Origin of the sequence: Pseudomaricurvus alkylphenolicus, assembly GCF_011683955.1 — a bacterium.
GTDB lineage: Bacteria > Pseudomonadota > Gammaproteobacteria > Pseudomonadales > Cellvibrionaceae > Pseudomaricurvus > Pseudomaricurvus alkylphenolicus.
The window spans coordinates 315,823-336,873 of record NZ_JAAQPI010000002.1 but is presented as its reverse complement, the minus strand read 5'-3'; the positions used below and the strand labels follow the sequence as shown (position 1 = coordinate 336,873).

Here is a 21,051-nt window from a genome sequence, read left to right as displayed (position 1 = left end):
TGGTTGTATTTGAATGTATTACGAGGTAACACCAGTGAGTGAATCAAGAGCTTATGGTGATGGCGACGCTTCCTATCAGGCAGCGGGTCAGTACGAAGGTCTGCAGCGTTTGTCAGAGCGCTTCTATCACTATATGGACACGCTTCCGGAAGCCACCACCATCCGTGCAATGCACAAAGATGACCTGACCGAGTCAAAGGATAAGCTGGCCCGTTTTCTCAGCGGCTGGCTGGGTGGCCCTCGTCTGTATCGTGAAAAATATGGACCCATCGCCATTCCCAAAGCGCACAGCCATTTGCCTATTGGTGTTGCAGAGCGGGACGCCTGGTTACTGTGTATGGAAAAAGCATTGGCAGAGCAGCCCTATGCGGAGGATTTCAAGCGCTACATGATCGAGCAACTTTTTGTTCCTGCAGAGCGCAGTCGCACTCAGGACTGATTGGTTTTTTTCGCGTCGATACCCAGGTTGGATAAGCGGTAACTCAGGGTCGAGGGTTTGATGCCCAATAGCTGTGCCGCGCCCCCTGCGCCTGAGACCTTGCCGCCTGCGGCCCGCAGGACTCGCTCCAGATTGGATTTCTCCAATTGACGAAATTCCGCGTCAGTCAGAAACTCTTCTTCTGAAAGGGCGTCTTGCACCATCGGTGGTGAATGCGCTGATGAGGTTGAATTGGCCAGTTTCAATTCCATAATATCGGGCAGTGCCAGGTCCAGTCTCAGATGTTTGCCAGTGCTGAGAATGACAGCCCGTTCCATCACGTTCTTGAGTTCGCGGATATTACCAGGCCAGGCGTGATCCTGAAGTTGTCGCAGCTGTTGTTGCGTCAACCGCAGTGGAGGACGGCCCAATTGTTCGCAGCTTTGTTGCAAAAAGTGTTGGGCAATGGGGCCGATATCTTCGATTCGTTCTCGCAGCGCGGGTACCTCAATCGGGAATACACTCAGGCGGTAAAAAAGGTCTTCACGAAAGCGCCCGGCTCTGACCTCTTTTAACAGACAGCGGTTGGTCGCCGAGACGATGCGCACGTCTACCCTTTGCGTGCGTTCATCTCCGACTCGCTCAAATTCACCCTCCTGCAATGCCCGCAGCAGTTTGCCTTGCAGGTCCAGTGGAATCTCCCCCACTTCGTCCAGGAAGAGTGTTCCGCCATTTGCCAATTGCATGCGGCCCACCCGGTCGCGATGGGCTCCGGTAAAGGCTCCCTTGAGGTGACCAAAAAACTCGCTTTCGAACAGCTCGGCGGGAATGGAGGCGCAGTTCACTTTGACCAGTGGATGTTCGCTTCGGTTGCTGCTGGCGTGAATCGCTCGTGCGATCATTTCCTTGCCGACTCCGGATTCTCCCAAAATCAGCACGCTGGCGGGAGTCGTGGCGACCGCGCTGATCTGGGCCACTGTGCGTTTGATATTCTGGCTTTTTCCAATAATTTCGCCAAAGCTGACGCTGATATTGAGTTCGTCCCGCAGATAATCCCTCTCCTGTTGCAGCTGGTCTTTCAGTTCGCGGATTTCCTTAAAAGTGCGCTCCTGTTCTTTTTGGTGTTGCAGACGCTCGGAAATGTCCCGGAATACCACCACGGCGCCCACCAGTTTGCCGTTTTCCCGGATGGGGGTGCTGGTGTATTCCACTGGAATGCAGTGACCGTCCTTGTGCCAGAAGACCTCGTTGGAAACCGTGTGTACCTCTCCATCTCTCAGGGCGGCGTAAATTGGGCACTGCTCGCGAGGATAGGGGCTGCCGTCCGCGTGGGAGTGGTGATGGATATCGTGCAGGGGCTTGCCTATCAGCGCCTTGTCACACCAGCCCAGGATGTCCGTTGCCGCTTTGTTGACGAAAGTGGTTCGTCCCTGGCAGTCCAACCCGTAGATGCCTTCCCCGGCGGCGTCCAGGATCCGTTGGTGGCGGTCCTTCAGACTCTGCAGGTTTACGGGAAGTTCATTGGAGTGGGCAGGCTTGTTCATTTTTCGCACTACCTTGGGTCCGGGCCCAGCACGTGGTATCAGTTCCTCAATTTACAAAATTTTGTAAATTGAGTCACAGAAAATTGTGAATTTCAAAATACTGAAAATTCGAAATCTGTTAACTTATTGATTTTTAAGGTGAAAATAATTGGCACGGCTTTTGGAATTAAGCAGAGGTGAACTGAAGATGAGTTAAACAAGATCACAAGTCCAAATTTGTTCAAAAAGGAGAAATCCAATATGTCGACCATTACTTTGTATCGCCACCCTCTGTCCGGCAACGCCCATCGAGTGCAGCTCTTGATATCTCTGCTGGGACTCAATGCGGAGATCGTGGATGTGGACCTTATGCAGGGTGAGCAAAAGTCCGAGGCCTTCCTCAGCAAAAATCCGTTTGGGCAGGTGCCCGTATTGGAAGATGGCGAAGCGACCCTCTACGAGTCCAACGCGATTTTGGTGTATCTCGCCAGCAAGTATGATCCGCTCAGGCAGTGGTTGCCGACGGAGCCGGGCAATGCCGCCGAAGTACAGAGCTGGCTTTCCGTGGCGGCCAGTCGCGTGGCCAATGGACCAGCAGCGGCGCGTTTGATTACATTGTTCGGCGCCGATCTGGATGCCGAGCGCTGTGCCACCATCAGTTTGGATCTATTTACAGTCATGGAGACCCATCTCTCCAGCCGTGATTGGTTGGTAGGCGATCACGCTACCCTGGCGGATGTGTCAAACTACGCTTATATCGCGCACGCGCCGGAGGGTAATGTATCGCTGGCGGACTACCCGAATATTCGCCGCTGGCTGGCTCGGGTTGAGGGGCTGGAGGGCTTTGTGTCCATGCAGAAAAGTGCGGTGGGTCTGGCGGTCTGATCCGCGGAGACCAGAGATTCAGGTGCAACTATTACTTCAGGTGCCAAGATGTTGAATATGGACTTTTCTCAAACGCTGACCATTAACACAGCTGAGCAACCCTGGCAGGCCAGCCCCCGTGAAGGCGTCTGGCGCAAACCGCTGGCTCGAGAAGAACAGGAGCGTGGCCACGCCACTAGTGTGGTCCGCTACGACCCGGGCGCTTCCTTTCACTCCCACAACCATCCCGGGGGTGAAGAGATCCTGGTGCTGGAAGGGACCTTTTCAGACGAAACCGGCGACTTTGGCAAAGGGACTTACTTTCGCAACCCCGCCGGTTTTGTGCACGCGCCGTTTAGTCGGGAAGGTTGTCTGATTCTGGTGAAACTGCACCAGTTTCAGGAGGAGGATTCCGCTCGCATCAGTATCGATCTGAATTCATCCGAGTGGTTGGTTGAAGCTGAAGGGATTCAACGATTGCGCCTGCATCGGGCCGCTTCTGAGTCGGTTGAGATGTTGCGCCTGGAGGAAGGTACGCAGCTGGATCTCAGCGATATCTGCAGTGTGGAGTGGTATCTGTTGGACGGCAGGCTGGAAGCAGCCGGGCAGAGCCATCTGGAAGCCGGCACCTGGCATCGTTCTCCCAGAGGAACCGTACTATGGGTGAGTAAACCCGCAACCCTGTGGCTAAAGAGCGGTCATTTCTGAGTTGATCAGTCCGGGCAAATGGTCGAGCGCCGGGGTCGGCGCTCTTTGTCTGCCGCGACGGATTGATCAGTCGCGCTGGCGACTGCGGTTCCCATTACCCCGGTTGCCGTCCCTGCGGTTGCCATCTCCGCGGTTACCTTCATAGCGCTTGCCACGGTGACCGTGCTTTTTGGGTGGACGTTTTTTGTAGCCACCCTGATCATCTTCGAGCTTGCCTTCAAAGCGCGTCAGCTGCATCTGCTGGCCCCGCACTCGAACTTTCTTCATGTGGGCGAGTAAATCGCTGGGCATGCCCTTGGGCAGATCCACCAGCGAGAAATCCTCGCGAATGCGAATATGGCCAATAAAGCTGCTGTCGATATCGGCTTCGTTGGCAATGGCGCCGACAATGTCACCGGGTTTCACCTGGTGGTTGTGGCCCACCTCCAGACGGAAGGTTTCCAGATCCGCATCATTGGGGCGCTCGCGACGTTTGCGATCGCGACGCTCACCGCGGTGATCGTCGCGATCATAGTCACGCTCACGACGGGGCGGTTTGTCTTCCACAATATCCTTTGGTTGCAGTAGCGGCTTTTCCAGCTGTGCCATATAAGCCAGCGCTGCAGCGATATCCAAAGGTTCGGCCTGGGTTTCTTCAGCGTAGTTCATCAGCACTTCGCGGAAGAAGGTCAGGTCCTGCTCATCGATGGCGGAGCTGATCTGCTGTTTGAACTGAGTAATACGTTTATCAGCCACTTGCGCCTTACTGGGCAGTGTCAGCTCAGTAATAGGTTGTGAGGTGGTGCGTTCGATGGTGCGCAGCATGCGTTTTTCCCGCGGCGCAACAAACAGAATCGCCTTACCGCTGCGGCCGGCGCGGCCGGTACGGCCAATACGGTGGACGTAGGCCTCGGTATCGTAGGGAATGTCGTAGTTGATAACGTGACTGACCCGGGCTACGTCGATACCGCGCGCGGCCACGTCGGTTGCAATGATAATGTCGAGCTTGCCGTTCTTGAGGCGCTCGATAGCGCGCTCACGCAGTTGCTGACTCATGTCGCCGTTGAGGGCTGCTGCGGAATAACCGCGGGCTTCCAGTTTTTCCGCCAGTTCGGCGGTGGCGTTCTTGGTGCGCACAAACATGATGATGGCATCGAATTCTTCCACTTCCAGAATTCGGGTCAGTGCATCGAGTTTGTTGACGCCGCGAACCAGCCAGTAAAGCTGTTCGATGCGCTCAACGGTCTGGGTTTGCGCCTCGATCTTGATAACTTCGGGGTTATCCAGATAGGTGTCGGCGACCTTGCGGATTTCCCGCGGCATGGTGGCGGAAAACAGGGCGACCTGACGCTCGCTGGGGGTTTGGTCCAAAATCCAGGTCACATCGTCGATAAAGCCCATACGCAGCATTTCGTCGGCTTCATCCAGTACCACACTTTGCAGATAGTCCAGCTTGAGGGTACCGCGACGAAGGTGATCCATAACCCGGCCTGGTGTCCCCACCACAACCTGGGCTCCGCGCTGCAGGCCCCGGATCTGGCTGCGGTAGTCAGAGCCACCGTAAATCGGCAGTACGTGAAAGCCCTTGATTTGAGCGGCGTAGCTCTGGAAGGCTTCGGCCACCTGAATGGCCAGTTCGCGGGTTGGTGCCAGTACTAGAACCTGAGTGTTGTTGTTGCGTGCATCGATGCGCGTCAACAGGGGCAGTGCGAAGGCCGCGGTCTTACCGGTACCGGTCTGGGCCATCCCCAGAATGTCTTTGCCATCCAGCAGGTGGGGGATGGATTGCGCCTGAATCGGAGAGGGGGTTTCGTAACCCACTGCTTCGATGGCTTTTAATACGGGTTCCGCCAGGCCGAGATCGGCAAAGCGTACGGAATCATTGGACATGAAGTCGCCTTTTCTATGGGCGTAACAATAGCGGGCAGCCGGAGATTTCGGCAGAGTCTGTTACGCAATTACAGTCACGTGGAGGGGGGCATTGGCGGCTCGCCTCCCCTATTCCATAGTATGGGGCTTATCTGGGGCAAGGTGGTGGCTGCCATCGTGGCAGGGTTCGCGTACCCCCCCTTTTCTATTGATAGAACGCAAGGAAGGTCGTGAACGGCCCGGAGCAAGGCGTCTGGCCAGTGATCCCGAATCACAAGAGGGCGCGGATTATACGCGTGTTTGCCTCAAAATGGCAGCCTCAATTTGGGTTCCAGTACATATGACCTGATCTCACCGCTGCGAGGGCAGGGAAACTCCAGTCGCCAGGCACAGAGTTGCAGGTCTGGGTCCCCCGCCTGTGCACTGCCGTGCAGCCGGTCTCCAACAATGGGGAAGTCCAATGCGGTCAAATGTCGTCGAATCTGGTGTTTGCGGCCGGTCTCAATAATGACATTTAGCAGTGAGCGTTGGGTTTGAGGATCATAGGCGAGGCGCTCGAAATGACTGCAGGCGCTGCGTCCGTCGATTTCTCTTTTACAGCTCAGAGGCTGATCCGGAAATTGACCGACCACAATCGCCTGGTAGTGCTTCCGGGTTTTCCGCTCTTCGAAGGCTAGCGTGAGCGCCCGAGCCGCCTTCTTACTGTGAGCAAGGACCATCAATCCTCTGGTTGCCCGGTCCAGTCGATGTACCAGAAAAACCGCGCGTTCGCTGCTCAGGTGCCGTTGCACCCAGCGGCCGATACTGCCGTGATCGCTCCATTTGGAGCCCTGGGAAAACATGCCGGGCGGTTTATACCAGACGGAGTATTGCTGTTGGTCGTCAATCAGGATGGCAGCAGGAGGTTCGCTGGAGAGTATGTCGGCATCGTAGTACAGATGCAGGGTGTCTCCCTTTTGCAGTGTGCGTTTGGCGCGACGCAAACGCTGGGTGTGGCGATTGTGGCGTCGAGGCTGGTCGATGGCGCCGTCACCAGGCGTCATCCAAAGTGCGCCTTTTTGCATTACCTGCTTTAGCTGCTGGCGAGACAGCCCTGTTTGAGATGGAAGTATATCCAGCGGGGTCAGGCCGGATTCCTCCACGGGCAGGTGCAGTTCAAGGTGCTGAGGTGTTTCCATGGCCGGCAGCTTATCACAGGTGTTGCTATATATGGCTAGGCAAATATAATGGCGCCATGACTGTGAATGAATATGCCAGCCTGTTTAAGGCGTTGTCGGAACCGGTACGGTTGCGGGTGATTTACCTGTTGGCCGAACGCGGCGAGCTTTGCGTATGTGATCTGGTGGAAGCGCTGGAACTGTCCCAGAGTGTTGTTTCCCGCCACCTGGCCTATTTGCGTAATAATGGTTTGGTCACCACCCGCCGTGATGGGGTCTGGGTGCACTACCAGCTCCAGGGTAACCCGGCGTTTATGGGGGAACTGCTGTCTTCGTTCAAACACGAAGCAGCACAGAGCGTCGATTTTAAAGCCGATCTGGAAAAGCTGATCGCCGTCGAAGGTGCTGGCTGCTGCTAGTACGGGTCATATTTTTGCAATCGATTTTATTTAATATATTTGCTTATACGCATATGCATTTTCTTGGTTGAAGCAGTTTGAATAGAGGTGACGAATAATGGCGGTTCGCATAGGAATCAATGGCTTTGGACGCATGGGCAGGCTGGCGCTGCGAGCCGCTTGGGGGTGGGAAGACATCGAAATCGTGCACATCAATGAAAAAGCCGGTGATGCTGCCACCGCGGCACACCTTCTGCAGTTCGATTCCGTCCATGGTCAGTGGAATCGTGAGGTCAGAGCCGACGACGACGCATTGATTATTGATGGCAAGCGGGTGAGTTATTCCAGTCGCACGGCGCTTGAAGACGGACCCTGGCAGCAGGTGGACCTGGTGGTCGAGTGCACTGGTAAGTTCAAGTCCAAGGAAGCTTTGCAGCCCTATCTGGACGCAGGTGTTCGCAAGGTCGTGGTATCAGCACCGGTCAAAGATGGAACACTCAATGTGGTCATGGGCGTGAATGATGATCGTTATGACGGCTCACAGGACATTATCACCGCAGCGTCCTGCACCACCAATTGCCTGGCGCCGGTGGTGGATGTGATTCACAAAGAATTTGGCATTCGCCACGGCTCAATCACCACCATCCACGATATTACCAATACCCAGAGTATTCTCGATGAATACCACAAGGATTTACGTCGGGCCCGCGCCAGCAGCATGTCTCTGATTCCCACCTCCACAGGATCGGCGACAGCCATCACTGAGATTTTTCCGGAACTGAAAGGGCGGTTGAATGGGGTCGCGGTACGGGTGCCCCTGGCCAATGCCTCGCTTACTGATTGCGTGTTCGAGATAGAGCGTAGAGTGACCGTTGAGCAAGTGAATGAGGCGTTGAAGGCGGCTTCACAGGATCGTTTGAGCGGTGTGTTGGGCTATGAGGAGCGCCCGCTGGTATCGGTGGATTATACCAACGACACCCGCTCCAGTGTTGTCGACGCGCCATCAACCATGGTGATCAATGGCACACAGGTAAAGATTCTGGCCTGGTATGACAATGAAGTGGGCTATGTCAATCGCATGATGGAGCTGGCTGCGAAAGTGGCGCGTTCACTTTAACAGCGGTGTCGGTAATCAGAGCATGTTTTCCCAGCTGCCCCGAAGTGTTGCTCAGTATTTGGTTGTGACCGCCAGCTATTGGGCTTTCACCCTGACCGATGGCGCCCTGCGGATGCTGGTGGTGCTCTACTTTCACGGTTTGGGCTACAGCCCGTTGCAAGTGGCAACCCTGTTCCTGTTGTACGAGTTTTTCGGGGTGGTTACCAATCTGGTGGGAGGTTGGCTGGCGGCCAGGATAGGGCTCAACCTCACCATGCATATGGGGTTGGGACTGCAGATCGTCGCGTTGGGGATGCTGGCTGTGGAGCCCTCCCTGCTTGGTGTGGCCTACGTCATGGTGGCTCAGGCGTTGTCGGGTATCGCTAAAGACCTGAACAAAATGAGTGCCAAGAGCAGTATCAAAACGCTGATCCCTGATGATCAGCAAGGTCAGCTGTATCGCTGGGTGGCGCTATTGACCGGGTCCAAAAACACGCTGAAGGGAGTGGGTTTTTTTCTGGGAGCGGTGTTAATGACCTGGCTGGGGTTTCGTGGCGCGGTTGCAGTTATGGCCGCTGCTCTGGCGATTGTCTTGGTTACCAGCTTTCTATTGCTTGATCGCAATTTGGGCAAGACCTCCTTCAAGCCGAAATTCCAGGATCTATTGTCCAAGAGCGGCTCCATCAATCGATTGTCTGCCGCGCGGTTGTTTCTGTTTGGAGCTCGGGATGTATGGTTTGTGGTGGCTTTGCCGGTATTTCTCCAATCCCGGTTGGGATGGAGCCATACAGCGGTTGGCAGTCTGTTGGCAGTTTGGGTGATCGGTTATGGCATAGTGCAGGCCCAGGCGCCGCGCTTGACCGGACAGGCTGCAGGAAGAGTTCCGGACGGCCATGCGGCACTGTGGTGGGCAATGGTGTTAAGTGGGTTGCCGGCTCTGATTGCGGTGGGCTGCTGGCTGGGCTGGCCTGCTGAGTGGGTAGTGGTTTCCGGATTGCTGGCCTTTGGCGGTGTGTTTGCGATTAACTCCGCTGTGCACTCGTATTTAATTGTGTCCTACGCCAAGGCAGATGGCGTGTCGCTGGATGTAGGCTTCTATTATATGGCTAATGCTGCCGGACGCCTGTTGGGTACGGTGTTGTCCGGAAGCATCTACCAGTTCTTTGGTCTTGAGGCTTGCTTGCTGGCCTCTTCGCTGATGGTGTTGCTGGCGGCGTTGGCATCGACCGGCCTGCCGCGAGCTGCCCGGGTGACCCAATAAGGCATTGTCTCCAAGCGCCTGCACCTGCGTTATTAAGATCTGTGTTATTAGGGCCTATGGTTTAAGCTGCATGCGCCTGGCCTGAGCCAGCAGCCGATCCAGGCTGTTGGCAAACGCCTGCCGGTCCTGCTGGTTATAGGCCTTGGGACCACCCGTCACTTCGCCCGCTGAGCGCATCTGTTCCATAAAATCCCGCATGGCCAGACGCTGGCGGATATTCTCACGGGTGTACTTTTCACCTCGAGGGTTGATGGCCAGGGCCCCTTTCTCGACAACCTCTGCGGCCAGTGGGATGTCCGCTGTGATCACGATGTCACCTGCCTCGCACTCTTGCACAATATAGTTGTCGGCCACATCGAAACCACTGCTGACCTGGACCGCCTTCAAATAAGGAGAGTTGGGAGTGCTGAGCCCCTGGTTGGCCACCAGGGTGGTGGTCACTTTCTCACGTTGAGCTGCCCTGAACAGGATTTCCTTGACGGGTTTGGGGGTGGCATCGGCGTCAACCCAGATCTTCATGTGCGCTCCGGACAGTGTGTGCAGGGCCGCCAGTGTACTTGAGGGAGCACTAAATGGGCAGGCTCTGGGACAGTATGGCGCCGAACGACAGAATACCGGCCAGCAGCAGCGCTGCGTAGCTGATTTGCAACATAAGGTACTTACGACCCAAAACGGCTCCGGCAAAGTAAATGTCTGTCACCAGCATACGCCTTGCGGTTTCATTGTTGGTCAGCGTAGTGGTCATATAATCGCGATAGTCGTCCAGGCTGATATTGGCAAAGCTGCCAAAGAACAGTGGGTCAGGCATGTCACGGGCGGCATCCAGGTGCAGGGTCTTTGTCCGTGGCATGACCACCAGAATTGCGGTTACAAAAGCCACGCCGATGGCACAGGAAACCAGCAGCAAGGGTGTGGGCGGCAGGGCGGCGTTAACCAGCAGGCGGCTGTGCATAATGGACATCAGAATCAGGCAAATACCGATAACGATGTTGGCCTTTTGATCCGCCACAATGCTGAGCTGAATCTGGCTTTGCTGGGCGGTGCGCAGTGCGTATATGACGTCTTTATCCGGCTCAGCGACGCCGGCAGGGGGTTTTGTGGTCGTGCTCTGATCCATGTATTGGCTCTATTGTTCCAAACAATCCATGTATAAGAGTAGTCAATATCCGCTGGGATGTTGCACCTGCCTTGCATTTGGTAGGTAAAAGCCCTATTATCCGCGGCCCGAAATATAGCCGGGGGTTTAACTTCCCGGTTCTCCTTGCCTCACTGAGCGATTTTCGCCCGGGAGGCTTTAACCCGTAAGGAGCTAAAATGCGTCATTACGAAATTGTGTTCCTGGTTCACCCGGACCAGAGCGAGCAAGTATCAGGCATGATCGAGCGTTACACTGCGTCCATCAAGGATGCGGGTGGTGCTGTTCACCGTCTGGAAGACTGGGGTCGCCGCCAGTTGGCCTACTCCATCAACAAAATCCACAAGGCTCACTACATTCTGATGAATGTTGAGTGTACTGAAGAAGTACTGGACGAGTTGACTACCAACTTCCGTTACAACGATGCCGTGCTGCGTAATCTGGTGATTCGCACCGACGAGGCTGTAACTGAAGAGTCTCCCATCATGAAAGCGGAAAAAGAGAGCCGCGAGCGCAAGGCGAACCGTCAGGAACGTCAAGAGCGCCGTGAAGAGTCTGCCGAGAAGCCAGCTGCCGCTGCTCCCGCAGAAGCCCCTGCCGCTGACAACGCTGGCGAAGAGTAAGGAGTCAACACCATGGCACGTTTTTTCCGTCGTCGTAAGTTCTGCCGTTTTACCGCCGAAGGCGTTAAGCAGATCGACTACAAAGACCTGGATACTCTGAAAGCCTACGTTTCAGAGACCGGCAAGATTGTACCCAGCCGTATCACCGGTACCAAAGCCAAGTATCAGCGTCAGCTGGCTACCGCTGTCAAGCGCGCTCGCTACCTGGCTCTGCTGCCATACACGGACAGTCACGACTAAGACAAGATTATTGTGCGCGCTCTGGCAGAATTTATTATGCGTGGCCGCGCACAGGCCATTGTGATTGCTCTGATTGGAAGCTGGTTTCCACTCATCAGTCCGGCCACAGCGGCGCTGGTTAGCTTGCGTCGCGGCCCATTGGACGGATCACTGATCCTGCTGTGGGCGCTGTTACCCGCACTGGCCGCGTTCTGGCTCAGTGATATGGGGCCCTTGATGCCCTCGGTAACCCTGCTGGGTTTGTTGCTGACCTTTGTGATGGCGCTGGTTCTGCGGAACAGCTCCAACTGGTCAGTCTGCCTGATGGGGCTGGTCACCCTGAGTTGCCTTGGCAGCCTGGTATTAGCCAGCTCTATCCCTGACCCGGTGGCGGATGTTACCGAAGCGCTGGGCGATATGCTCAAGCAGATGCAAGAGCAAGCCCAGCAGACCGGTGAACCATCACCGTTATCGCTGCCCAGCGAGACATTTGTGGTGGGACTGGTTGGCTATGTGATGGCGGTAAACGCCCTGTTGAGTCTGCTGCTGGCGCGCTGGTGGCAGGCGATGCTCTACAACCCGGGCGGGTTACAGACGGAGTTCCACCAAGTGCGGTTGGGGCCCGTGCCGGCGCTGGTTTGCTTCGCGGCAACCCTGTACTGCTGGCGCCAGGGGCTGGACTATCAGCATTGGGCGAGCTTGTTTGCTCTGCCGCTGATGGTCACCGGGGCAGCCATTGCCCATCGGTTGGTTAAGGCCAGGGGTATGGGTGCACAGTGGCTGATCTTGTTTTATTTGGTACTTCTGTTCGCAGGCCCACTGATTATTGTGCTTGCGTTACTGGATACTTGGACAGACTTTCGTTCGCGTCTGGCGCCGGCGACATCGGAGATCGACAAAACCGATGATCGCGACCAATAAGCGCTGTCGCAGAACACTACAATTTGACTTAGAGGATTAACGAAATGAACGTTATTCTGCTCGAAAAAGTGGGTAAGCTGGGTAACATCGGCGACCAGGTAACTGTTAAGGCCGGTTTCGGTCGTAACTTCCTGATCCCACAGGGGAAGGCTATCCCCGCTACCGCCGCTAATGTGGCTGACTTTGAAGCCCGCCGCGCCGAGCTGGAAGCTGCCGCTGCCGAGAAGAAGGCTTCTGCTGAAGCCCGCGCCGCTCAGCTGGCTGAGCTGGAAGTGACCATCACTGCCAACGCCGGTGATGAAGGCAAGCTGTTCGGCTCCCTGGGTACTCGTGACCTGGCCGCTGCCATCTCCCAGGGCGGTGTTGAGATCAGCAAGTCTGAAGTTAAGCTGCCTGCAGGAACTCTGCGTGAAGTTGGCGAGTACGAGATTGACGTACAGCTGCACGCTGAAGTCATTCAGGCAGTTAAGGTTATCGTTGTTGCTGAGTAAGTAGTTGCTGCCAAGCTGCTACAGAAAAGCCATGCGCTGATCTACAAGCATTGATTCCCTGCCGGGGCTGTCCCCAGTTCCGGCAGAAATCACGCGCGCGGGGCACTATCCTATCCAGCCGATCAACGCTGGAATACGGGTAGTGCCCCGTTTGCGTATAAAGCACTTCTCTTGTGTGCCCGGGTGTTGCAAACTACCCCCTTTGTTTTTCTGCCACTGACACACGGCCCATTCCACTATGACTGATTCACCTGCCTACGAGTCTGACTACGAACCGGACTTTTTCCCAGACGGCGCCGGCCCCGTGGATCAGGTAGAAGACCCTATGCCTCACTCGATTGAGGCCGAACAGGCGGTGTTGGGCGGTCTGATGCTGGACAACCAGCGCTTCGATGCCGTGGCCGAAGTCATGGGCGAGGAGGACTTCTACCGGGAAAGTCACCGCCTGATCTACCAGATGATGGCCAAGCTCAGTGATGCAGGTCAGCCTCTTGATGTGATTACTCTTTCCGAAGAGCTCAATCGACACGACTTGTTAGAGCGTGTCGGTGGTCTGGCTTATCTGTCAGAGATGGCGACTCACACACCCAGTGCCGCCAATATTGCCGCCTATGGACGTATCGTTCGCGAACGGGCCACCCTGCGGCAGCTCATCAATGCGGCCAACGAGATCAGTCGTTCCAGCCTCAATCCTGCGGGCCTCGACTCTGACGATCTGCTGCAAATGGCGGAGAAAAAGGTTGCCGAGATTGCCGAGGATCGCCCCAAGGAGGGCGGCTTTCTCGACGTAAATACCCTGCTCAAGGTATCGGTGGAAAAAATCGATGCCCGCTTTCGCTCCGATTCTGAAATCACCGGATTATCCACTGGACTGACGGATCTCGATCAGCGTACCTCCGGCTGGCAGCCTGGCGAGATGATTATTCTGGCTGCGCGGCCCTCGATGGGGAAGACCGCGTTGGCCCTGAATTTCGTCGAAGCGGCGCTGATGACCCAAAACAAGCCTTCCCTGGTATTCAGCATGGAAATGCCGGCGGACTCTCTGGTGATGCGGATGTTGTCATCCATTGGTCGAATCGATGCGGGTAAATTACGCGACGGCTCGCTGACAGAAGAAGATTGGCCGAAGCTTTCGGCTGCGGTGGCCAAAATGAAGGACAAGCCGCTGTTTATTGACGACACGCCGGGGCTGACGCCTCAGGAAGTGAGAGCGCGTGTCAAACGGGTCACGCGCAGCTATCAGATCGAGCTGCAACAAAAGCACCCGCAGATGCCACTGGAGGAGCTGGAGGAGAACAGCCGCCCCGGGGTGATAATGCTGGATTACCTGCAGCTGATGCAGGTGGCTGGCCGCAGCGAAGGCCGGACCCAGGAAATTTCAGAAATTTCGCGCTCGCTCAAGGCTCTGGCGAAGGAATACAGCTGCCCGGTGATCGCCTTATCACAGTTGAATCGGGGTGTTGAGCAACGACCCAACAAGCGCCCGATGAACTCCGACCTGCGGGAATCGGGAGCCATCGAGCAGGATGCCGATGTCATTCTGTTTATCTATCGCGACGAATATTACAACGAAGACAGCCCGGACAAGGGCATCGCCGAGCTGATTGTGGGTAAACAGCGTAACGGTGAGGTGGGTACCAGTAAAGCGGCCTTTGTCGGCAAGTTCACACGCTTCGAAAATCTTGCTCCCGAATATTTCAATCAGGCGGACGATTTCTGAGTAACAGATCAATACTGAATTAGAGCGATCCATCCAATCCAAGCCGCGCAGACGGTAATCAATGGTTCTTCGAGAGACAAACAGTATGCAAATATTCCATCATATTGCCTCACTGCGTGATGCCCTCAAACAGGAGCGCCTGGCCGGCAAACGCATTGGTTTTGTTCCGACCATGGGCAATCTTCATGACGCTCACATCGAGCTGGTCAAAAAAGCCCAGCAGACCAACGACATTGTGGTCTGTTCGATCTTTGTCAATGGACTCCAGTTTGGTCTGAATGAAGATTGGGATAAGTATCCCCGCACCTTTCAGACCGATTGCCAGCGCCTGCGCGACGCCAATTGTGATTACCTGTTCCATCCCGATGACCGCGAGATGTACCCCAATGGCATGGATACTCAGACGCGGGTGATCTGCCCGACCATGACGGATGTGCTCTGTGGTGCCAGCCGTCCGGGACACTTCGAAGGGGTAACCACCGTTGTCACCAAACTGTTTAACATCGTGCAACCGGATGAAGCCGTATTCGGCCTAAAGGACTACCAGCAGCTGGCTGTGATCCGACGGATGGCAGAAGACCTGTGTATGCCTGTTCAAATTACCGCGGGTGAGATTCACCGGGAAACCGACGGCCTGGCGATGAGTTCCCGCAATGGTTATATCACCGAAGAAGAGCGTCCGCGGGTGAATCAGCTGAACCAAAGCCTCAACTGGGTGGCAGAAGAAATCAAAGGCGGCCGCAAGGATTTTGAGGTGCTGGAGGCCGAGGCCAAACAGCAGATCGAGGAGGCCGGTTTTCGGGTGGATTACTTCACCATTTCAGACAGCAAAACCCTGGACCCCGCCGCTGTGGACGACACGGAAATTACCGTGCTGGGCGCCATGTATACCAGTGCCGCGCGTCTGATAGACAATGTTTCTCTCTCCCTAAGCTAAATTCTTAGACTAAAGTCTAATGTGAAAAAAATGAGTTCTCGCTTCCTACTAAAGTGGGGGTTCAGGATTAACTTTTGCTGGTCTATGATGGATTCAACTAAAAGAATTTTCACATTATTAGGGAGTCAACATGTCCGAAGTTCACGTCTACCCGGTACCCACAGAGGTTGCCAGCAACGCCTGGATCGACAAACAAAAGTACGATGCCATGTACCGCCAATCGGTGGAAAACCCGGACCAGTTCTGGGCCGAACAGGCCAACGAATTCCTGACTTGGAGCAAGCCGTTCGGCAAGGTTCAGGAGTTCGATTTTCACCAGGGTACGGCTAACTGGTTTGATGGCGGTGAGCTCAATGTCAGCGTTAACTGTATCGATCGCCACCTGAGCAGCCGCGCGGACCAGACTGCCATCATCTGGGAGGGCGACGAGCCCACCGACGACAAAAAGATTACCTACCAACAGCTGCACGACGAGGTGTGCAAGCTGGCCAATGTACTGAAAGAACGTGGCGTTAAAAAGGGTGATCGCGTTTGCATCTACATGCCCATGATTGTCGAGGCGGCTTACGCCATGCTGGCTTGTGCCCGCATCGGCGCAGTGCATTCGGTGGTGTTTGGCGGCTTCTCTCCCGACGCTCTGCAGGGCCGTATTCTCGACTCCGATTGCCAGGTAGTGATCACCGCCGACGAAGGTGTTCGCGGTGGCCGTTCCGTCCCGCTCAAGGTCAATGCGGACAAAGCCCTTGAAGGCTGCCCGGATGTTCACACCTGCGTAGTGGTCCAGCGGACCGGCAATGACGTTGCATGGACTGAAGGACGCGACATCTGGTATGGCGAGGCAACCGCCAATGCTTCGGCCGTATGTGAACCTGAAGCCATGGCAGCGGAAGACCCCCTGTTTATCCTCTACACCTCTGGCTCCACCGGCAAGCCCAAGGGTGTTTTGCACACCACAGCCGGCTATCTGCTGCAGTCCGCAATGACTCACAAATACACCTTTGACTACCACGAAGGTGACGTTTACTGGTGCACCGCGGATGTGGGTTGGGTTACCGGCCACAGCTATATCGTCTATGGTCCTCTGGCCAATGGCGCCATTACGCTCATGTTTGAAGGTGTGCCCACATACCCCGACGCTTCGCGCTTCTGGCAGGTAGTGGATAAACACCAAGTTAACATCTTCTACACCGCACCTACCGCCATTCGCGCATTGATGGGCGCCGGTGATGAGTTAGTGACCCAGACCTCCCGCTCCTCGTTGCGTCTATTGGGTACTGTGGGCGAGCCAATCAACCCGGAAGCCTGGGAGTGGTATCACAATGTCGTTGGCGAAACCCGCTGCCCCATCGTTGACACCTGGTGGCAGACCGAAACCGGCGCGCACATGTTAACTCCGCTGCCGGGGGCCACCGATCTTAAGCCAGGTTCTGCAACCTTGCCTTTCTTCGGTGTGCAACCGGTCATTCTGGATGCCGAAGGCAAAGAAATCGAAGGGCCCTGTGAAGGCAGCCTGGCTATCAAAGCCTCTTGGCCCAGCCAAATCCGCAGCGTGTTCGGGGATCACCAGCGCTGTGTGGATACTTATTACAGCACTTACCCCGGTTATTACTTTACCGGTGACGGCGCCCGCCGTGATGAAGATGGCTTTTACTGGATCACCGGCCGTGTCGATGATGTGTTGAATGTCTCCGGCCATCGTATGGGTACTGCGGAAATCGAAAGTGCGCTGGTCCTGCATCCTCAGATTTCTGAAGCCGCTGTCGTGGGTGCACCTCATGACATTAAGGGCCAGGGTATCTATTGCTACGTGACACCCATGGTGGGTGTTGAAGGCACTGATGAGCTGAAGAAAGAGCTGATTAACCTGTGTGTTCAGGAAATCGGCCCCATTGCCAAACCGGACTGGATTCAGTGGGCGCCGGGCCTGCCGAAAACCCGTTCCGGCAAGATCATGCGCCGGATTCTGCGGAAAGTTGCCGCCAATGAGCTGGAGAACCTGGGAGATACCTCCACCCTTGCGGATCCTTCAGTAGTGGATCAGCTGATCGACAATCGTCTGAATCGCTAATTCCAGCGAGCGCTGAGAGGTGGGGCCCACCCTGGTCCCGTCTCTTTCTTGTTCCTTTCTTTGTGCGTGGTTTATCATTGTTAAAGCTGGCAAAATACGCGTTTACCCCGATATGACGTTTTGCCAACTCCATGAGTCACCACGAGTCCTTCAGTAGCCGTCCCGCCTCTTGGGACCATCCCTCTCCTTATCTCCACGAAGTCCGCGTGGGCCCAGACCATATTGACGGCTTGCAGCATGTTAACAACGCCGTGTTTGTCAGCTGGTGCCAGGATGCCGGCTGGGCCCATTCCCAACAGCTGGGTTTGGGTTTGGACGATTATCAGCGACTGGATCGCGCCATGGCCATTCGCCACGGAGAATACGACTATATTCAGTCCGCTTACCTGGATCAGGCGTTGCTGGTGGGGACCTGGCTCACCGCCAATGATGGCCGCTTGTCCATGGAACGGCGTTTTCAGGTAATCCGTGCCTGTGATGGTGTGACGGTTCTCAGGGCGCGCTGGCAGCTGGTCTGTATCGAAATCAGCAGCGGTCGACCGAAGCGCATGCCGGCGGAGTTCAAGGACATCTACGGATCAGCCGTGATGGCGATAGACTGAACTCAATTAAGTCCCGGTCTTAACTGGGCTCTGTTGCACCAACGGTAATGCAAGACGCAGCAGATGCTCACACTCCTGATCGGCGTCTTGCATCTGTAATTCCGTCAACTTGCGCATGATATAACGACTGAATGCCCCCGCCATCAGGTCAACCAGCTCTTTCGCGGAGGCGTCTGCGCGCACGCTGCCCTGGCTCTGCCCGAGCTCCAGTACCTGTTCCAACAGATTCATCATTCCATCCTGGGTAAATTCCGGGTTGGCAACCCACTGCCGGGCAGGGATGGTGAAGTATACGATCTCTGCAATCCGTCGGTTGCGCAGGTAATAACCGACAAAAGCAAACAGAAAAGCTCGAAACTGGTCCAGCGCCTGCGTGCCGGCGTCCTCCACCGCCCTTTGCAGCTCTTCGGTTAACGCCTCAAGATCGGGTTTGATACAGGCAAAAATCAGTTCGTCTTTATTGCCAAAGTACTTGTAGATGGTTTGGGGGCCGACTTCCGCCTGTTTGGCGATATCACGGATGCCCACCTTGTGGAACAGTCCCTGGGAGAACAACTGAATAACCGTCGCTCGCAATTTTTCCAGTGTCTGGGGACTGATATTGCGGCGATCAAGGGCCTGTGCGGACATACTCACTCCTCTGCAGTTACTGTTCACTATAGCTCGTGAGATGACCTGGATACAAACTTCAGTCAGAAACGAATACAACTGCAGAGAGACATTCAGACTCTGGGCAGATGCAGGTTATAATTGGCCGTTTACCGCAGTACTTCAGGAATCAGGGCAGCATGTCCGACGAGCAGTCTTCCGACTTTGATGATTTTCGCCAGGCCATGGGCGATGTTAAGCCTCTCAAGCACAAGGCCCGGGTTGGGCTGAAGTCATCCAAGGAGTCTGAGAGCGCCATTCGGGCTCGTCGCGAGTCGGCAACCGAGGAGCCGGAATCCAATTTCAACGAGCTCTCCGGCGAGTTTATTGACGCTGTAGACCCTCATGCCCTGTTGTCCTTCCAGAGGCCCGGTGTCCAGCACGGTGTGTTTCGCAATCTGCGGCTGGGTAAATACCATATCGACGCTCGACTCGATCTGCACCGTCACAGCGTTGAACAGGCGCGCACCGCTGTGTTTACCTTTATTCGCGATTGTCTGGAATACGATATCCGCTGCGCCCTGATCACCCATGGCAAGGGTGAGGGGCGGCAACAACCCGCATTGATGAAGAGTTGCATCGCTCACTGGCTGCCTCAACTGGATGCGGTTCTGGCTTTCCACTCTGCCCAGAAACAGCACGGTTCTACGGGAGCCACCTACGTGCTGCTGCGCAAGAGTGAGCGCAAACGCCACGAAAACCTGGAGCGACACCAAAAGCGGCGTCCCTGAGTTTTTTACGATTCCTTTACAGGACGATATTTTTTCAGTCCTGTCTTCCATCTATGCTATACAGTAATTACGAAATCACGGCGTTTCGCGGCGCTTTATTCCTTCTTGTTTGATTTTTAAACAATTTCTTTCGAAAAAATAAACCTTTCCTAGGAGATATTATGGATACCAATGTCGATGGAATCATGGATCTGGTGACGTCATACGCCATCAAAATCGCCCTTGCGGTGGTGGTCTACATCGTTGGTAAGTGGTTGGCGAATTTAATCGCCGATACCATGGAAAAGACCATGTCGGCCAAAAATGTTGATGCCACGGTAGCCCGTTTTACACGCAATATCAGTTATTACGCGCTGCTTACCATGGTGATTATTGCAGCGATGGGGCAGTTGGGTGTTCAAACCGCCTCTTTTGTGGCCGTCATTGGTGCTGCAGGCTTGGCAATTGGTTTTGCGCTGCAAGGCTCTCTGGCCAATTTTGCTGCCGGTGTGCTGTTGATCCTATTCCGTCCTTTCAAAGCGGGTGACTTTATTGAGGCCGGTGGGGCATCAGGAGTTGTAAAGGAGATCTCCATTTTCTCCACCATTTTGACCACCGGTGACAACAAGCTCATCGTTATAGCCAACAATGCTGTGATGGGTGGCAATATTGTCAACTATTCTGCGTTGCCAACCCGCCGTGTGGATATGGTCGTGGGTGTGGGCTACAGCGCTGATTTGGCGCTGGTTAAGAAAACCCTTCAGGAGCTGGTGGAGGCGGACGAGCGCATACTCAAGGATCCCGCTGCGACCATCGCGGTGTCCGAGCTGGCGGATTCTTCCGTTAACTTTGTGCTGCGTCCCTGGGTAAATACGCCGGATTATTGGGGTGTTTTCTTTGATCTTAATGAAAAGATCAAGATTCGCTTCGATGAGCTGGGTATTGAAATACCATTCCCGCAAATGGATGTTCACATCGAAAAACAGGCATAAAGGGCACAATCGGCAGGGGCAAAAAATCACTATTGAGAGCTTACCCGGACAGGGAGCAAGTGCGAGAAGTTTAGATTTGTGGGGAGAGTAGTAAAGAGGTTGGGAGAGGGAGGAATTAATTTCCTGAAGGCCTTTTAAGGGGCAGGCCTTCAGGATTTGCTAAGCAGCATCAGGCGGATCACTTCTTCAGCAGCGGACGCAGGTCGTCGGCGGCGATCAGACCCAGCAGAGAAAGGCTGGTGGTGAAGGTCAGTGCAATAATAGCCATGGTCAATTTCCTTTATTAATCAATGAGTTCGGTTGTTAACGGGTCTTAGTGAACTGCAGCTGCCAGGTCGTCAGCGGCGATCAGGCCAAGCAGGGCGAAAGCGGTTACAAAAGTCAGTGCGATAGCAGTCATTTCAATATCTCCTTTGGTCTTCGTTAATGGCTTACTTGATGGCTGCGGCCAGGTCGTCAGCAGCGATCATGCCCAGCAGGGCGAAGGTGGTGGTGTAAGTCAGTGCGATGATAGCCATGTTGTATATCCTCTTTGGTGGTGTGTGTCGGTGATTGCTTAACCGTTGAAACACAGTCTACGGATTTGAATCCTAAGTAGGCTTAGCAACTGTAAAGATCTGTCCAGGTTTGTCGGAGAGGGTTAACTCTGTGCAAGGCGAGTGTTAATTCCGGTTTCAAACCCGCAGGTCCACTGAAACTGGCCGCTTTGGAG

23 protein-coding genes are annotated in these 21,051 nt (G+C 55.0%); 16 read left to right on the top strand and 7 right to left on the bottom strand.

What is annotated here, in order from left to right; translation table 11 throughout:
- The first annotated feature begins 34 nt into the window (after positions 1-34).
- The gene (locus HBA55_RS06855; protein ID WP_338109369.1) at positions 35-439 is read left to right on the top strand and encodes a group II truncated hemoglobin; all 405 of its coding nucleotides are present in this window, start codon (positions 35-37) and stop codon (positions 437-439) included.
- Here HBA55_RS06855 and HBA55_RS06850 read toward each other — a convergent pair.
- On the bottom strand, positions 430-1,962 hold the full coding sequence (locus HBA55_RS06850) for a sigma-54 interaction domain-containing protein (protein ID WP_166988739.1): 1,533 nt from the start codon (positions 1,960-1,962) through the stop codon (positions 430-432). The two genes, HBA55_RS06855 and HBA55_RS06850, sit on opposite strands and share 10 nt — an antisense overlap.
- 240 nt (positions 1,963-2,202) lie before the next feature.
- Here HBA55_RS06850 and HBA55_RS06845 point away from each other — a divergent pair, with 240 nt between their 5' ends.
- Both HBA55_RS06845 and HBA55_RS06840 read left to right on the top strand, forming a co-directional pair.
- The gene (locus tag HBA55_RS06845) at positions 2,203-2,826 is read left to right on the top strand and encodes a glutathione S-transferase family protein (RefSeq protein WP_166988737.1); all 624 of its coding nucleotides are present in this window, start codon (positions 2,203-2,205) and stop codon (positions 2,824-2,826) included.
- 57 nt (positions 2,827-2,883) lie between these two features.
- Positions 2,884-3,513 (top strand): cupin domain-containing protein, encoded by a 630-nt coding sequence (locus tag HBA55_RS06840; protein ID WP_206019593.1) that lies wholly within the window; start codon positions 2,884-2,886, stop codon positions 3,511-3,513.
- Between the two features lie 66 nt (positions 3,514-3,579).
- Here HBA55_RS06840 and HBA55_RS06835 read toward each other — a convergent pair whose 3' ends face one another.
- Together HBA55_RS06835 and HBA55_RS06830 are read right to left on the bottom strand one after the other, a co-directional pair.
- The gene (locus HBA55_RS06835; protein ID WP_166988732.1) at positions 3,580-5,382 is read right to left on the bottom strand and encodes a DEAD/DEAH box helicase; all 1,803 of its coding nucleotides are present in this window, start codon (positions 5,380-5,382) and stop codon (positions 3,580-3,582) included.
- 284 nt (positions 5,383-5,666) lie between these two features.
- On the bottom strand, positions 5,667-6,539 hold the full coding sequence (locus HBA55_RS06830; protein ID WP_166988730.1) for an RluA family pseudouridine synthase: 873 nt from the start codon (positions 6,537-6,539) through the stop codon (positions 5,667-5,669).
- Between the two features lie 56 nt (positions 6,540-6,595).
- On the opposite strand from HBA55_RS06830, the gene HBA55_RS06825 reads away from it, so the two are divergent.
- The 3 genes from HBA55_RS06825 to arsJ all read left to right on the top strand — a co-directional run bounded on the left by HBA55_RS06825 (position 6,596) and on the right by arsJ (position 9,273).
- Positions 6,596-6,937, top strand: a complete 342-nt coding sequence (locus HBA55_RS06825; protein WP_206019591.1) for an ArsR/SmtB family transcription factor — start codon at positions 6,596-6,598, stop codon at positions 6,935-6,937.
- A 97-nt stretch (positions 6,938-7,034) separates the two neighbouring features.
- Positions 7,035-8,033: an ArsJ-associated glyceraldehyde-3-phosphate dehydrogenase gene (locus tag HBA55_RS06820; protein ID WP_166988728.1), complete on the top strand. Its 999-nt coding sequence runs from the start codon at positions 7,035-7,037 to the stop codon at positions 8,031-8,033.
- A 22-nt stretch (positions 8,034-8,055) separates the two neighbouring features.
- A complete protein-coding gene (gene arsJ, locus HBA55_RS06815; RefSeq protein WP_166988726.1) occupies positions 8,056-9,273 on the top strand; it encodes an organoarsenical effux MFS transporter ArsJ in 1,218 nt (405 codons plus the stop codon).
- Positions 9,274-9,327: 54 nt separating this feature from the next.
- On the opposite strand, the gene HBA55_RS06810 is transcribed toward arsJ, so the two are convergent.
- Both HBA55_RS06810 and HBA55_RS06805 read right to left on the bottom strand, forming a co-directional pair.
- Positions 9,328-9,792, bottom strand: a complete 465-nt coding sequence (locus HBA55_RS06810; RefSeq protein ID WP_166988724.1) for a YaiI/YqxD family protein — start codon at positions 9,790-9,792, stop codon at positions 9,328-9,330.
- 49 nt (positions 9,793-9,841) lie between these two features.
- Complete coding sequence (locus HBA55_RS06805; RefSeq protein WP_166988722.1) at positions 9,842-10,390, bottom strand: Pycsar system effector family protein; 549 nt, start codon at positions 10,388-10,390, stop codon at positions 9,842-9,844.
- Between the two features lie 197 nt (positions 10,391-10,587).
- Here HBA55_RS06805 and rpsF point away from each other — a divergent pair, with 197 nt between their 5' ends.
- The 8 genes from rpsF to HBA55_RS06765 all read left to right on the top strand — a co-directional run bounded on the left by rpsF (position 10,588) and on the right by HBA55_RS06765 (position 17,989).
- The gene (gene rpsF / locus HBA55_RS06800) at positions 10,588-11,031 is read left to right on the top strand and encodes a 30S ribosomal protein S6 (RefSeq protein ID WP_166988720.1); all 444 of its coding nucleotides are present in this window, start codon (positions 10,588-10,590) and stop codon (positions 11,029-11,031) included.
- Positions 11,032-11,043: 12 nt separating this feature from the next.
- A complete protein-coding gene (gene rpsR, locus HBA55_RS06795; protein WP_166988718.1) occupies positions 11,044-11,271 on the top strand; it encodes a 30S ribosomal protein S18 in 228 nt (75 codons plus the stop codon).
- A gap of 36 nt (positions 11,272-11,307) precedes the next feature.
- A complete protein-coding gene (locus HBA55_RS06790) occupies positions 11,308-12,171 on the top strand; it encodes a hypothetical protein (RefSeq protein WP_166988716.1) in 864 nt (287 codons plus the stop codon).
- A gap of 44 nt (positions 12,172-12,215) precedes the next feature.
- Positions 12,216-12,662 carry a 50S ribosomal protein L9 gene (gene rplI, locus HBA55_RS06785; protein ID WP_166988714.1) on the top strand — a complete coding sequence of 149 codons (447 nt, stop codon included), beginning with the start codon at positions 12,216-12,218 and terminating at the stop codon, positions 12,660-12,662.
- Positions 12,663-12,987: 325 nt separating this feature from the next.
- Entirely contained in the window at positions 12,988-14,382 is a 1,395-nt protein-coding gene (gene dnaB, locus HBA55_RS06780) for a replicative DNA helicase (protein ID WP_166989519.1), read from the top strand.
- Between the two features lie 85 nt (positions 14,383-14,467).
- A complete protein-coding gene (gene panC, locus HBA55_RS06775; protein ID WP_166988712.1) occupies positions 14,468-15,319 on the top strand; it encodes a pantoate--beta-alanine ligase in 852 nt (283 codons plus the stop codon).
- A gap of 130 nt (positions 15,320-15,449) precedes the next feature.
- Positions 15,450-17,387: an acetate--CoA ligase gene (gene acs / locus HBA55_RS06770; protein ID WP_166988710.1), complete on the top strand. Its 1,938-nt coding sequence runs from the start codon at positions 15,450-15,452 to the stop codon at positions 17,385-17,387.
- A gap of 206 nt (positions 17,388-17,593) precedes the next feature.
- A complete protein-coding gene (locus HBA55_RS06765) occupies positions 17,594-17,989 on the top strand; it encodes an acyl-CoA thioesterase (RefSeq protein ID WP_338109368.1) in 396 nt (131 codons plus the stop codon).
- A gap of 6 nt (positions 17,990-17,995) precedes the next feature.
- Here HBA55_RS06765 and HBA55_RS06760 read toward each other — a convergent pair whose 3' ends face one another.
- Positions 17,996-18,619, bottom strand: coding sequence for a TetR/AcrR family transcriptional regulator (locus HBA55_RS06760; RefSeq protein WP_166988706.1), 624 nt, complete (start codon positions 18,617-18,619; stop codon positions 17,996-17,998).
- 158 nt (positions 18,620-18,777) lie between these two features.
- Between HBA55_RS06760 and smrA the strand changes: the two genes are divergently transcribed.
- On the top strand, positions 18,778-19,368 hold the full coding sequence (smrA, locus tag HBA55_RS06755) for a DNA endonuclease SmrA (RefSeq protein ID WP_166988704.1): 591 nt from the start codon (positions 18,778-18,780) through the stop codon (positions 19,366-19,368).
- Positions 19,369-19,529: 161 nt separating this feature from the next.
- A complete protein-coding gene (locus HBA55_RS06750; RefSeq protein WP_166988702.1) occupies positions 19,530-20,339 on the top strand; it encodes a mechanosensitive ion channel family protein in 810 nt (269 codons plus the stop codon).
- A 431-nt stretch (positions 20,340-20,770) separates the two neighbouring features.
- Here HBA55_RS06750 and HBA55_RS06745 read toward each other — a convergent pair whose 3' ends face one another.
- The gene (locus HBA55_RS06745) at positions 20,771-20,911 is read right to left on the bottom strand and encodes a hypothetical protein (RefSeq protein ID WP_166988700.1); all 141 of its coding nucleotides are present in this window, start codon (positions 20,909-20,911) and stop codon (positions 20,771-20,773) included.
- Between the last annotated feature and the right edge of the window lie 140 nt (positions 20,912-21,051).